Source organism: Dickeya sp. Secpp 1600, assembly GCF_003049805.1.
Taxonomy (GTDB): Bacteria; Pseudomonadota; Gammaproteobacteria; order Enterobacterales; family Enterobacteriaceae; genus Dickeya; species Dickeya fangzhongdai.
The window spans coordinates 3,109,381-3,122,565 of the sequence record NZ_CP023484.1; the positions used below are offsets into that span (position 1 = coordinate 3,109,381).

The following is a 13,185-nucleotide window of genomic DNA, read 5'->3' on the forward strand; positions in this document are numbered from 1 at the left end:
CGGAGTAAGGGGTTGGCTGTGATAGACTATCGCCATCGCGGCCAGGCGGACCCGGAAAAATATCGGTGGCCCCACGGCCACCTCCCCGCGCTTTCTGCCAGACCTGATGGTTATTCATAAAAAAGCCTATACCTAACGGGATAGGCGCCACGTACATTCAGAGACTACACATGCAACCAACTGATGAGCTGCGCAGTGAGCGACTTGCCAGTCTGATGACGCCCCATGAACTGTTGACCGCACTTCCTCTCACGCCGGATGTCGCCGACACCGTCATCGCCTCGCGCGCACGCATAGAACGCATTCTTTCCGGGCAAGACCGCCGTTTACTGGTGATCATTGGCCCGTGTTCCATTCACCATATTGATAGCGCCAGAGAATACGCCCAGCGGCTGGCGGCATTGCGCACCACCTACCAGCACCGGCTGGAAATCGTGATGCGAACTTACTTCGAAAAACCGCGCACCGTGGTGGGCTGGAAAGGGCTGATTGCCGACCCGCTGCTCAACGGCAGTTTCCTGATCAATGAGGGATTGACGCAGGCGCGCCAGCTGTTGCTGGATATCAACGCGCTCGGCCTGCCGACCGCCACCGAGTTTCTGGATATCGTCACCGGGCAATATATCGCCGACACCATTAGCTGGGGGGCGATCGGCGCACGAACCACCGAGAGTCAGATCCACCGGGAAATGGCCTCCGCCCTATCCTGTCCGGTGGGATTCAAGAACGGCACCGACGGCAATGTGCGCATCGCGGTTGACGCCATCCGCGCCGCCCGGGCGCGCCACATGTTTTTGTCGCCGGATAAACACGGCCGCATGACGGTGTACCAGACCCACGGCAACCCGTTCGGCCATATCATTCTGCGCGGCGGCAAAACGCCCAACTACGAAGAGCAGCACATTGCCGAAGCCTGTGCCGCGCTGCGGGAATTTGCGCTGCCGGAACGGCTGGTGGTGGATTTCAGCCACGGCAACAGTCAGAAGCAATTTCAGCGCCAGTTAACCGTAGCGCAGGCGGTATGCGACCAGATTCGCAGCGGCGCCGGCGCTATCGCCGGCGTAATGGCGGAGAGTTTTCTGGTGGAAGGCACCCAACCGCTGCACCATCCGGATCAACTCACCTACGGTCAGTCGATTACCGACGCCTGCCTCGGCTGGCAGGACAGCGAACGTCTGCTGGCGATGCTGGCGGATGCGGTGGACAGTCGTTTTGCGGACTGACCAACAGCCATTCGGCGCATCATTCCGCTACGAAGCATCGTTGCGCTCTAAAAAAGAAAACCTCCGCCGCGGCGGAGGTCGTTCCCTTTTCGATTGACAAGGTGCGATCAGGCAATCGCCGCCCTGTCCTCCATGGCCTCTCGCCAACCTCCCAACCAGTTAGACCGGGCATCGATCGATTGATAAGGACAGAGCTCCTTGGACCGGCCAACGATACCAGCCTGGTAGCCCCGTGAATGCGCCCGTGCCAGACGATCTCTTTTCTGTCTCTTCATGCCTTGTTTCCCTCATTTCGACTCTGGTGGAAAGAAAACAGTGGTTACTTTTCGCGCAACCACACCCTATGAATAGCCATTCGGGAGGCGAAGATCAAGGCGCAAAATTCACGCCATTGTCATATTTGTGAACCAGAATAAAAAATTTTCTGTGAGACAAAGCCACATTTTGGCCTAACAGGCTGAGACAAAAACAAAACCCCTGGAACCCGATCGCGATCACAAAAACGGGATCCAGAGGTATTTGCTATAACTCAATTCATCTCGGTATATAAGGCAGCCCGGTATCCACTGTCGGGTGGGTATCAGGCGCCAGCCTGCAGGCGCTGGCGCACCTGCTCCGCCACCTGCTGCCAGCCCTTGCCAAGCGCGCCGATCAGCGCGTCATAACCGTCTTCGGCCTGCGGCACTTCGATGTTGAACGGCTGGGTGACGACACGTTTACTCCCCTGCAGCACCCACTCGCCGCGAATCACCGCCTTGCCGTCAAACCGCCCCTGGAACGCCGTCACATTGACCTGCAAACTGGAGGCGCTATCGCTGGCGGCGCCGGTGGCGGCGACATGCCAGCCCGGCAGGCCGTTACGCAACGACGCCACCAGCGCCTGCTGCAACTGCTGGTCCAGCGGGCTGGCCCACAGATTATTGGTCGCGATGGTGTAACGCACCGCCGAAGTCTGGAACACGATGCCGTTCCCTGCCAGCGAATCCACCAGAGTGACCGGGGCCACCCACAGCTGGCGCCCTTCGGTCGACGCAACCGAGAGGCTGGTGCTCTGCGTGGCGACAGGCAGTTGATAATAGACTTTCTGCGGGCTGCTACAGGCGCCCAGCAACAACACCAGCCACAACGGCCATCGTTTCATCATGGTTTCGCCTTCTTCGGTTGTGGATCACGGGCACCCGGTGCCTCGAAGATCAGAGCATTACTCTTGTCGTTCAGGGTACGCAGCAACGGCTGCAATTCACGCAGCGTCTGATCCAGACGCTGCATATCGCCCACCATACGGTTATACGCCGGCGAACCGGGCTGTACGCCCTGCAGGCTACGGTTCAGTTCGCGCAGCGTACGCTGCAAGTCCTCCGGCAACTGCTGCATCGCCTCGCTGTTGGTAAGCTTGTTGAGCGACGCCAGCGTTTTCTGCAGTTCGCGCAGGGTGGATTGGCTTTCCGCCAGCGTCTTCGTCGCCTGCTCCACCATCGGGTTGAGCGGCAGGTTATTGATTTTATCCAGCACCGACATCAGCTTCTGCTGGATCTGCGTCAGGCCGCCGTTGACCGTCGGCAACACCGGATACCCCTCCATCGAGGCCAGCGACGTCACGCGGCCTTTCTGCTGCGGATAAAAATCCAGATCCACGTACAGCGCGCCGGTCAGAAGATTGGCGGTTTTCATCGACGCCCGCAGACCAGATACGGCGCCCTTGCTCAGTTCCTGTTCCAGATTGATCTGGTCGCGCAGCCCTTGTTTCAGCCGGCCCGGCTCGATGCGCACCAGCACCGGGATGCGGTAGTCGCTGTCGAAACTTTGCGGCAGACTGCGCGGGAAGAACGGCACTTCGGCGACGGTTCCCAGCCGGATGCCGCGGAATTCGACCGGCGCGCCCGCTTGCAGACCGCGTACCGACTCATCGAAAAACAGCAGGTATTCTTTGTACTCGGTATACAGCGAGTCCTGAATGCTGTTCTGGTTGTCAAACAGCTGGAATTCGTCGCGCTCATGGGACTGATTGCCCTTCTCCCAACCAGTGGGCACATCAAAGCTGACGCCGCCGCTTAGCAAGGTGCTGAGCGACCCCATTTCCACCCGCATCCCCTGCGCGGACAAATTCAGCGCCACGCCGCTGTCTTTCCAGAAACGGACATTCGCCGTTACCAGTTGGTCATAGGGCGCGGCGACAAACAGCTGGTACTGCATCTTTCTGGCCGTAGGATCAAAATGGCTGGTTTCCACCGAGCCGACCCGGTAGCCGCGGAACAACACCGGATCGCCGGCGGTCAACTGCCCGGACTGATCGCTATTCAGGACGATGCGAATCCCTTTGGCGTCAGGCGACGCCAGCGGCGGCGAATCCAGCAGTTTGAAAGCACGGCTGTCTTCCTTGCTGGACCCCGGCTGAAGCTCGATGAAGGAACCGGACAACAGCGTCCCCAGCCCGGAAACGCCTTCGCGGCCGATCTGCGGTTTCACCACCCAGAACGCCGAATCTTTGCTCAGCAGTTTATCCATGCCGTCGTTAAGACGCGCCTTGATTTCCACCTGATGCAGGTCTTCGCTCAGCATCACGCTTTCTACCACTCCCACGTTCACGCTGCGGCTCTTGATCGCCGTTTTTCCCGCCTCGATCCCTTCGGCGTTACTGGTGGTCAGCGTGATTTCCGGCCCCTGATGACTCACGTGATAAAACAGAATCCAGGCGCCAATCAGCACGGTCACAATCGGTACAATCCATACCGGCGACCAGCGTTTGATGCTTTCGATCTGCGCCATGCCTTGATTAGTTTTCGTCAACGGAACGCTCCTCTCCTTGCACGTGATGCCGATCCCACAACAGGCGGGGGTCAAAGGTCATCGCAGCAATCATGGTCAGTATGACCACGGTGGCAAACAACACCGCGCCGATGGCCGGATAAATGCTCATCAGTCGGCCCATACGCACCATCGCCGACAACACGGCGATGACAAAGACATCGATCATGGACCAGCGGCCGACAAACTCCACGACCTCATACACCAGATGCAGCCGCTCAGTATCGTAACGGCGCGAGCCGTAGGCACACCAGCACAGCCAGCCCATCGCCAGCATTTTCAGCGTCGGCACCATGATGCTGGCGATGAAAATCACCAGCGCCACCGGCCACGAACCGGAATCCCACAGTAGGATCACGCCGGACATGATCGTCGAGGTAATGCTATGACCCAGCGCTTCGGTAACCATAATCGGCATCACGTTGGCGGGTACGTACAGCAGCACCGACGTCAGCAGCAGCGCCAGCGTCCATTGCAGGCTGTGACGCCGTCGGGCATGGCCGTGCGTATGGCAGCGCGGACAGCGAACCTCATCGGCGGGCAGAATAGCGCTACAGCAGGTGCAGGCGCGCACGCCTTGATCCAGCCCGCTGCGGCCGGTTTCCAGCCCTGCCGGCATCGGCGGCGGCGGCGCAACGTCATCCCACAGCCAGCGGCGATCGAGGCTCTGGAACGCCAGCAACTGCAACAGGCAAAAAACGATATAGGGAACGAAACTGGCGCCGATGCCGATATCGCCATACGACATCAGTTTTACAAAACTGACCAACACGCCCGCCAGAAAGATCTCCGCCATGCCCCAGCTTTTCAGCTGGAACAGCGTCTTGGTGAACAGACGCCGCACCGTATCAGGCAACGGCACGCGCAGGCACAGCAGCAGAATCACCGCCATGGAACAGGCCGGCACCAGTTGAGCAAACAGCAGAAACAGCGTCGCCATGCTGGCATAGTTTTCCGCCACCATCACCCGCGGGATTTCCAGCAGGGTGATTTCGCTGCGAATACCGGCGACGCTCATCGAGACAAAGGGAAATAGCATGGACAGCAGCAGCATGATCAGCGCGCTAAACGCAAAGCTGGTCGGCCGCCACCGCGGCTCACGCTGACGGCTGGACAACGAGGTTTTACAACGTGGACACACCGCGCGCTGCCCATCATGCAACGTCGGCAGCTCTACCAGCAAGTCACAGTGCGGACACAGCATATGCCGGTCATAGTGATGGTGATGAACACACATTCGCCGCCTCCGGTGGCCTGGCTGATACGAAAAATCGCGATGTTGTCGATACTGGATTTATGGCGGCACAGGCACGATAACATGCGAGATAAGCCAGCGTGTTTCTTCGCAACTACCGCTTCCTTGCAACCACTACGATCGCAGGCCAGGAAAAGGCGCAACCGCCGCCCCGCCCTGGCCTCGAACTCATGGTTAATGATGCCCGTTTGACGGTTCAACCGACACAGGCGCTCGCCTCAGCGTCGCGTTTAGGTCAGGGAATTCTCGCTCCCCGTCAACGCCGGCGATACCTTAGCCATTCTTCTGGGCTTCGAGCGTTTCCCAACGCTCAAAGCAGGTTTCCAGTTGCTGCTCCGCTTCAGCCAGCGCCGTCAGCACCGGCTGGGTTTCATCGTGCGACCGGGAAAAGAACGCCGGATCGTTCATCTGCTGTTGCAGGTTTTCGATTTCCGCCTCAAGCACTTCAATACGTTGCGGCAACTGTTCCAGTTCACGCTGCTGGTTATAACTGAGCTTACCGCCGCCGCGTTTAGCTGGCTGTGCGGCCGGCGCGCTCTGCACGTTCTCACTGCTGCGGTTTTCTTTCTGAGGCGCGCTTTTTACCGATGCTGACGTTCGCAGCGGCGCGGCGGAGGCACGCTGTTGCTGGGCATCATAATAGCCGCCGACATAGCGGCCAATCAGACCATTCCCTTCAAAAATCCAGCACTCGGTCACCGAGTTGTCGACGAATTGACGGTCATGGCTCACCAGCAGCACCGTGCCCTGATAACTTTCCAGCAACTCTTCCAGCAGTTCCAACGTTTCCACGTCCAGATCGTTAGTCGGTTCGTCGAGAATCAGCAGGTTGCTGGGTTTCAGGAACAACCGGGCCAGCAGCAGACGGTTGCGCTCCCCGCCGGACAGCGCTTTAACCGGCGTCATGGCGCGTTTCGGGTGAAACAGGAAGTCCTGCAGATAACCCAGCACATGGCGCGGACGGCCGTTGACCATCACCTCTTGCTTGCCTTCGGCGAGGTTGTCCATCACCGTTCTTTCCGGGTCCAACTCGGCGCGATGCTGATCGAAATACGCCACTTCCAGCTTGGTGCCGCAGTGAATGCGTCCCGACGTCGGCGCCAGTTGCCCCAGCATCAGTTTCAGCAGCGTGGTCTTGCCGCAGCCGTTCGGCCCGACCAGCGCGATTTTATCGCCGCGCTGCACCTGAGCGGAAAAACCGGACGCCAGCGTCTTACCGTCCACCTGATAATGAACATCTTCCAGTTCAAAGACGATCTTGCCGGAGCGGGCCGCTTCTTCCACCTGCATTTTGGCGCTGCCCATCACTTCGCGGCGCTCGGCGCGTTCCTGACGCATCGCCTTGAGCGCCCGCACGCGGCCTTCATTACGGGTACGACGGGCCTTGATGCCCTGACGGATCCACACCTCTTCCTGCGCCAGCTTGCGGTCGAATTCGGCATTCTGCAGTTCTTCCACCCGCAGCGCCTCTTCTTTACCCAGCAGGTAATTGTCGTAATCACCCGGCCAGGACACCATCTTGCCGCGATCCAGATCGACAATGCGGGTCGCCATATTGCGGATAAACGAACGGTCGTGGGAAATGAACACGATGCTGCCGGAAAACGTCTTGAGGAAGCCTTCCAGCCAGTCGATGGTATCGATATCCAGGTGGTTGGTGGGTTCATCCAGCAACAGCACCCGCGGCGCGCTGACCAGCGCACGCCCCAGCGCCGCTTTACGCAGCCAGCCGCCGGACAGCGCCGACAGCGGCGTGTCCGCCGATAGCCCCAGTTGCTCCAGCACCTCGTTGATGCGGTCTTCCAGCTTCCACAACCCCTGATGGTCCAGCACTTCCTGGATCTTCGCCAGTTGGTTCAGGTTTTTCTCGCTGGGGTCTTCCCCTACCAGCCGCAACGCGACATGGTAGGCTTTCAGGTATTCGGCCTGCGCCGCCACGCCTTCGGCCACGAAATCGAACACCGTGCCGGCCACATCGCGCGGCGGGTCCTGCTGCAAACGCGCCACAATCAGGTCCTGCTCGTACACCAGCCGGCCGTCATCCAGCGGTATTTCCTTCGCCAGAATTTTCAGCAACGTAGATTTGCCGGCGCCGTTGCGCCCAACCAGACACACGCGCTCGTTGTCTTCAATATGCAGTTCGGTGTTGTCCAACAGCGGCGCATCGCTGAACGACAGCCAGGCGCCGGATAAGTTGATCAATGACATAGTAGTTATTTTTCCTCGCCGGCGTGTTTCAGCAGCCAGCAGTTGTGAATCTGACGGTTACGGGCGAAATCCTGCGACAAGGTTTGTCCGGTAATTTCCTTCGCCTCCAGTCCCAGCGCGGCCAGTCCGGCCAGATCCATCTGGAATCCGCGTTTGTTGTTGGAAAATAGAATGGTGCCGCGGGGGCGCAGCATACGTTTGAGCTGAGTCATCAGCATCAGGTGGTCACGCTGCACATCGAACGACTCGTCCATCCGCTTGGAGTTGGAGAAGGTCGGCGGGTCGATAAAAATCAGGTCAAACTGTTCACGGGTCTCGCGCATCCACGCCAGACAATCAGCGTGGAGCAGCCGGTGCTGGCGACCGGTCAGGCCGTTGAGGCGCAGGTTTTTCTCCGCCCATTCCAGATAAGTGCGCGACATGTCCACCGTGGTAGTGGAACGCGCGCCGCCCAGCCCGGCGTGCACGCTGGCGCTGCCGGTGTAGGCGAACAGGTTGAGGAAATCCTTGCCGTTGCTCATCTCGCCCAGCATGCGGCGGGCGATGCGGTGATCGAGAAACAGCCCGGTGTCCAGATAGTCGGTCAGGTTGACCCACAGTTTGGCGTTGAATTCCGATACCTGCAGAAACTCGCCTTTCTCGGCCAGTTTTTCGTACTGGCTATTGCCTTTTTGACGTTCGCGGGTTTTCAGCACCAGATGGCTGGCGGGCAACCCCAGCACGCTCAGGGTGGCGTTGATCACATCAAACAACCGCTGGCGGGCTTTCTGGGCATCGACGCTTTTCGGCGGCGCATACTCCTGAATCACCACCCGCTCGCCGTAACGGTCCACCGCCACGTTATATTCCGGCAGGTCGGCGTCATACAGGCGATAACATTCGATCCCCTGCTGCGCGGCCCATTTCTCCAGCTTGCGCAGGTTTTTGCGCAGACGATTGGCGAAATCCTCGGCGAACGTCGCCGTGTTCTCAGCGCCGTCTTCTTTTTCCGCCAGTTGATAATTTTTCTGTACGCACTCCAGCGGGCCGTTTTTGGCCTTGAACTGGCGATCGGCACGCAGTTGCAGGCAACTGAGCAGTTCCGGCGAGGCGCTAAACAGCGACAGTTTCCAGCCGCCGAATTCGCTTTTCATTTTGCGGCCGAGCAGGTTATGCAACGCAATCAGCGCCGGCTCGCTCTCCAGACGCTCGCCGTAAGGCGGGTTGCTGACCACCGTACCCGTCGGCCCCTGCGGCAACGGATTTTTCAGTTGCGTGGCGTCGGCGGATTCAAACCGAATCAGGGAACTGACCCCGGCGCGACGCGCGTTAGCGCTGGCGATGTCCACCATGCGGCGGTCGACATCGGAGCCAAAGAACCGGGAAGACGTGGCTTGCAGGCCGGCCCGGGCGCGCTCCTGCGCCTCGGTGGTGATGCTTTTCCACAGCGTCGGGTTATGCTGCTGCCAGGCCAGGAAACCCCAGTGCTGACGGTGCAAACCGGGCGCGCGATCCGCCGCCATCATTGCCGCCTCAATCAGCAGCGTGCCGGAGCCGCACATCGGATCCACCATCGGCGTGCCGGCTTCCCAGCCGGATCGCAACACGATCGCCGCCGCCAGATTCTCCTTCAGCGGCGCCTGCCCGGCCATTTCGCGATAACCGCGCAGATGCAGACTCTCGCCGCTCAGGTCCAGCGCCACGCTGGCTTTCTCGCGTTGCAGAAACACATTAATACGGATATCGGGCTGCTGACGGGCGACGTCCGGGCGCTGGCCGGTTTTGCGGCTAAAGCTGTCCACAATCGCGTCCTTGACCTTGAGCGCACCGTACTGACTGTTGCGAATCTCGTCATTGGTGCCGGTGAAATGCACCGCAAAAGTGTGGTTGACGCTGAATACCGAGCTCCAGTCCACCGCCTGCACGCCCAGATACAGGTCCAGATCGCTGTAGACTTTAAACTCGTTGAGCGGCAGCAGGATGCGCGACGCCAGCCGGCTCCACATCAGGCTTTGGTACAGCAGCCGATCGTCTCCCTGAAAGTGCACCCCGCCCTGCACCACGGTGCAATGCTGCGCGCCCAGCGCTTCAAGTTCACTTTTTAACAATTCTTCCAGACCACGCGCCGTGCTGGCAAACAGAGAGTTCATATCGCGACTATTACCTTAATGAAGAACTAGTACCTTAATGAAGAACTAGCTTAATAAAGAACGCTCCCCAACCAGAAAGCGCCCTGGAAAAACGCGCCCTCAGGAAAACCGGGAGCCTTAAAGAAAATTGAGGCGCATTATAGCTAATCCCGGCGGCTTGTCATAAAGTTGCCGCTTTACGTCAGCAAGGAAATCCTCACCGTGATCGTGTTAAGTCGGCTTTTTGTTCACCCGGTCAAATCCATGCGCGGTATCCAGTTGTCGCAGGCGATGGCCAGCGCCAGCGGCCTGGCGTTTGACCGCATCTTCATGATCACCGAGCCCAATGGCACCTTCATTACCGCCCGCCAGTTTCCGCAACTGGTGCTGTTCACGCCGGCGCTGACCCACGATGGCGTTTTCCTGTCCGCGCCCGACGGCCGGACATGCCTGGTGCGCTTTGACGATTTCGCCCCCGCTACCGCACCGACCGAAGTCTGGGGCAACCATTTTCAGGCCCGCATCGCGCCGGAAGCGGTTAACCGCTGGCTGAGCGATTATCTGCAGCGTCCGGTGCAACTGCGCTGGCAAGGACCGGAACCGTCGCGCCGCGTCAAACGCCGCCCGGATATCCCGCTGGGATTTGCCGACGGCTACCCTTTCCTGCTGATCAACGACGCCTCATTCGACGATCTGCGCCGCCGTTGCAGCGCAGGCATCCGCATCGAGCAGTTCCGCCCTAATCTGATCGTCAGCGGCGCCGAGGCTTACGCCGAAGACAGCTGGCAGACCGTGCGGGTCGGCGAAGTAGTGTTCGATGTGACCAAACCCTGCAGCCGCTGCGTCCTGACCACGGTGAGCGTCGAACGCGGGTGCCGTCATCCGTCCGGCGAGCCGTTGGCGACGCTGCAGCAATACCGTACGGCGGAAAACGGCGACGTAGATTTCGGCATGAATCTGATCGCCCGCAACAGCGGCGTCATTCGCGCCGGCGACAGCGTCGAGATCCTCGCCACCAAACCGCCGCGGCCTTATGGCGCGGGCGCCGCCACTGAAAGTTTGACGCCGCAGGCCAGCGCCGTCAAAGCGGTGCAGATCGCGTATCAGGGTCAGCGCTTTACCGGCAACAATCAGCAAATCCTGCTGGAACAGCTCGAACAACAGGGGATCCGCGTGCCCTATTCCTGCCGTGCCGGGTTGTGCGGTTGCTGCCGACTGACGTTGACCGATGGCGAAGTATCGCCGCTGAAAGCCAGCGCGCTGGGCGAAGACGGGACGATTCTGGCGTGCAGTTGCATTCCGGCAGGAGATATCCAGTTAGCCTGACAGCCGCCAGTAATGCGATGAATGAGTGACGGTAAAAAGCCCGATTGAGATAGGTTCTTAGCCGGCGAAAGCGTAATGCGGCGATGCTTCGTCGTTCTTATCCGCAACAGGGCGCAGACGGTCATGCATGATTTTGATGGCGTCGCCCAGTTGCATGGTCTTGCCGCTGAGTGCCAACTGCTCCTGCGCCAGCACGCACAGGCTGGCTTTATCCCCGGCTTCCACTACCATGAAATTCGCCGCCTCCGGGCGTTCATTCAACTGCACGCTAACCTGATCGCCGGTTTGCGGTGATGATGCGACCGCGCCCTGAGCCACAAAGTGCCAGCTTTTCGGCATCATCGGTTTCAGGAAACGGTTAGCCACCAGCGCATTCAGCACCAGCTCAGCCCGGGCTTCGGCGGACAACGCCAGCGCCTGGCATTTCTCCTGATAGGTGAAAAACAGCGCGGCATCCTCCACACAGAACACGCTCGGCATAAAGGCATCCGGCGTCAGCATTGAGGAAGAAAAACGGGAACGGAATACCACGCCGTTAGCCAAGTCGAGCATCAGGCGCGCCTGTTCGGTATCGAAATACCAGCGCCAGCTATCGTCAGGGATTAATTTCATCGTATTACCTTCAGTTATGCCTTGCTGATGCCAAAGTACCGGAAAACAGGCCCGGATGAATAATCGGCCACCACATCAATAAGCAACCGGAATGAATTAGCGCAACCAGCATACCTGCAACTCGAATTATTTAGGGTATTACGCGAGTCATCGGGTACGACCGCGTTAAAAATAACCCATCAGGCATGTGATGCTGTATTTTTGCACAAACGAAGAAAATATAGACCAGCGCGGAGGAGAAATAAACCCCCACGCCGTATAGCAGGAATGAAAAAATCAGATATGGGTAACAATATCTTTAATCAGGCGCGGTCCGCGGTAAATAAATCCGCTATAAATCTGAACCAACGTCGCCCCGGCGGCTAATTTTTCTCTGGCGGCGACCACCGAATCAATTCCGCCTACGCCAATAATCGGCAACCGCCCCTGCAATTCCTGCGACAGACGACGAATCACTTCGGTGCTGCGCGACTGCAATGGACGCCCGCTTAATCCACCGGTTTGCCCGCAATGATTCAGCCCCTGGATCAATTGACGATCCAACGTCGTATTGGTGGCGATCACGCCATCGATATTATGGCGCACCAGACTGTCGGCAATTTGGATCAATTCTTCTTCAGAAAGATCCGGCGCAATTTTTACCGCGACCGGCACATATTTCTGATAATGGGCGTGCAGCTCAGCCTGTTTATTTTTTACAGCCTGTAACAAATCATCCAGCGCATCGCCATATTGCAGCGTGCGTAATCCCGGCGTATTGGGAGAGGAAATATTGATGGCAATATAACCGGCATGGGAATAGACCTTATCCATACAAATCAGGTAATCGTCTTTTCCCTGTTCCACCGGCGTGTCTTTATTCTTGCCGATATTGATGCCAAGCACGCCGCCAAAACGCGACTGTTTGACATTCTCCACCAGATTATCCACCCCGCGATTGTTGAAGCCCATGCGGTTGATCAGCCCTTCGGCTTCCACCACCCGGAACAAACGCGGCTTGTCATTGCCCGGCTGCGGGCGCGGCGTAACGGTGCCGACTTCAATAAAGCCGAACCCCATGGCGCCGAGCGCATCGATACACTCGCCGTCCTTATCCAGCCCGGCGGCCAGCCCCAGCGGATTGCGGAACGACAGCCCCATGCAGGTCACCGGCTTGGTGGGAACCGACTGGCGAACCAACCATTCAAACGGAGTGTGGGTAATGCGGCGCAGCTGATGCAGGGTAAACTCGTGCGCCTGTTCAGGGTCGAGCTGGAATAACGCTTTACGAATGAGGGGATACATGACTTCTCCTGGATTCCCGGTTACAAACCGGGGGCGTATTATCGTCCATCGTCAGGCGAAAGGGAATTGACCTGGGCCAAAAAACGCCGCGACGACGCAATCGTTTTCCTTTATACGCCGCGCATTGCGGATTTTTTATTCGTTTTTTCACTTTCCATTCCACAATAAATCATTTTTCGAACCGCCGCCGCGTCTGCCAGACTGACCAAACTGTTATTAAATCGTGATAATTGATAATTATTGGTTATACCCTAGATAGTTCGAGTTGCAGAAAGGCGGCGTTGAACGCAGCGTGCTGCGGCCCCGCAAGGGGCGAGTCCCAGGGATGGGCCGAGTAATAAAGCCAACGCATCGGCAACTTGAA

The 13,185-nt window shown here is 58.5% G+C and carries 10 protein-coding genes; 2 read left to right on the forward strand and 8 right to left on the reverse strand.

Annotated elements, in window-relative coordinates; all coding sequences use genetic code 11:
* Positions 1-170: 170 nt before the first annotated feature.
* Positions 171-1,223, forward strand: coding sequence for a 3-deoxy-7-phosphoheptulonate synthase (locus tag CPA59_RS13730; RefSeq protein ID WP_038919460.1), 1,053 nt, complete (start codon positions 171-173; stop codon positions 1,221-1,223).
* A gap of 107 nt (positions 1,224-1,330) precedes the next feature.
* On the opposite strand, the gene rmf is transcribed toward CPA59_RS13730, so the two are convergent.
* From rmf to rlmKL, 6 genes are all read right to left on the reverse strand, one after another.
* Positions 1,331-1,498, reverse strand: a complete 168-nt coding sequence (gene rmf, locus CPA59_RS13735; RefSeq protein ID WP_012769408.1) for a ribosome modulation factor — start codon at positions 1,496-1,498, stop codon at positions 1,331-1,333.
* A 305-nt stretch (positions 1,499-1,803) separates the two neighbouring features.
* Entirely contained in the window at positions 1,804-2,367 is a 564-nt protein-coding gene (gene pqiC / locus CPA59_RS13740; RefSeq protein WP_107759722.1) for a membrane integrity-associated transporter subunit PqiC, read from the reverse strand.
* Positions 2,364-4,010 (reverse strand): intermembrane transport protein PqiB, encoded by a 1,647-nt coding sequence (gene pqiB, locus CPA59_RS13745; RefSeq protein ID WP_038919463.1) that lies wholly within the window; start codon positions 4,008-4,010, stop codon positions 2,364-2,366. The genes pqiC and pqiB overlap by 4 nt, the downstream gene beginning before the upstream one ends.
* Complete coding sequence (gene pqiA / locus CPA59_RS13750; RefSeq protein ID WP_071605212.1) at positions 3,997-5,265, reverse strand: membrane integrity-associated transporter subunit PqiA; 1,269 nt, start codon at positions 5,263-5,265, stop codon at positions 3,997-3,999. The genes pqiB and pqiA overlap by 14 nt, the downstream gene beginning before the upstream one ends.
* A 291-nt stretch (positions 5,266-5,556) precedes the next feature.
* Positions 5,557-7,491: an ABC transporter ATP-binding protein gene (locus CPA59_RS13755; protein ID WP_049855102.1), complete on the reverse strand. Its 1,935-nt coding sequence runs from the start codon at positions 7,489-7,491 to the stop codon at positions 5,557-5,559.
* Positions 7,492-7,496: 5 nt separating this feature from the next.
* Positions 7,497-9,620, reverse strand: a complete 2,124-nt coding sequence (gene rlmKL, locus CPA59_RS13760) for a bifunctional 23S rRNA (guanine(2069)-N(7))-methyltransferase RlmK/23S rRNA (guanine(2445)-N(2))-methyltransferase RlmL (RefSeq protein WP_038919466.1) — start codon at positions 9,618-9,620, stop codon at positions 7,497-7,499.
* A gap of 201 nt (positions 9,621-9,821) precedes the next feature.
* Here rlmKL and CPA59_RS13765 point away from each other — a divergent pair, with 201 nt between their 5' ends.
* Positions 9,822-10,925 (forward strand): YcbX family protein, encoded by a 1,104-nt coding sequence (locus tag CPA59_RS13765; RefSeq protein ID WP_107759724.1) that lies wholly within the window; start codon positions 9,822-9,824, stop codon positions 10,923-10,925.
* 57 nt (positions 10,926-10,982) lie between these two features.
* On the opposite strand, the gene CPA59_RS13770 is transcribed toward CPA59_RS13765, so the two are convergent.
* Entirely contained in the window at positions 10,983-11,537 is a 555-nt protein-coding gene (locus CPA59_RS13770; protein WP_049855101.1) for a cell division protein ZapC, read from the reverse strand.
* Positions 11,538-11,813: 276 nt separating this feature from the next.
* Positions 11,814-12,821: a quinone-dependent dihydroorotate dehydrogenase gene (pyrD, locus tag CPA59_RS13775; protein WP_038668117.1), complete on the reverse strand. Its 1,008-nt coding sequence runs from the start codon at positions 12,819-12,821 to the stop codon at positions 11,814-11,816.
* Positions 12,822-13,185 lie beyond the last annotated feature (364 nt).

What these genes read in the sequence shown, in the direction of transcription:
- CPA59_RS13730 (WP_038919460.1), top strand. Translation starts at nt 171, where the DNA reads ATGCAACCAACTGATGAGCTGCGCAGTGAGCGACTTGCCAGTCTGATG.
- rmf (WP_012769408.1), bottom strand. Translation starts at nt 1,498, where the DNA reads ATGAAGAGACAGAAAAGAGATCGTCTGGCACGGGCGCATTCACGGGGC.
- pqiC (WP_107759722.1), bottom strand. Translation starts at nt 2,367, where the DNA reads ATGATGAAACGATGGCCGTTGTGGCTGGTGTTGTTGCTGGGCGCCTGT.
- pqiA (WP_071605212.1), bottom strand. Translation starts at nt 5,265, where the DNA reads ATGTGTGTTCATCACCATCACTATGACCGGCATATGCTGTGTCCGCAC.
- CPA59_RS13755 (WP_049855102.1), bottom strand. Translation starts at nt 7,491, where the DNA reads ATGTCATTGATCAACTTATCCGGCGCCTGGCTGTCGTTCAGCGATGCG.
- rlmKL (WP_038919466.1), bottom strand. Translation starts at nt 9,620, where the DNA reads ATGAACTCTCTGTTTGCCAGCACGGCGCGTGGTCTGGAAGAATTGTTA.
- CPA59_RS13770 (WP_049855101.1), bottom strand. Translation starts at nt 11,537, where the DNA reads ATGAAATTAATCCCTGACGATAGCTGGCGCTGGTATTTCGATACCGAA.
- pyrD (WP_038668117.1), bottom strand. Translation starts at nt 12,821, where the DNA reads ATGTATCCCCTCATTCGTAAAGCGTTATTCCAGCTCGACCCTGAACAG.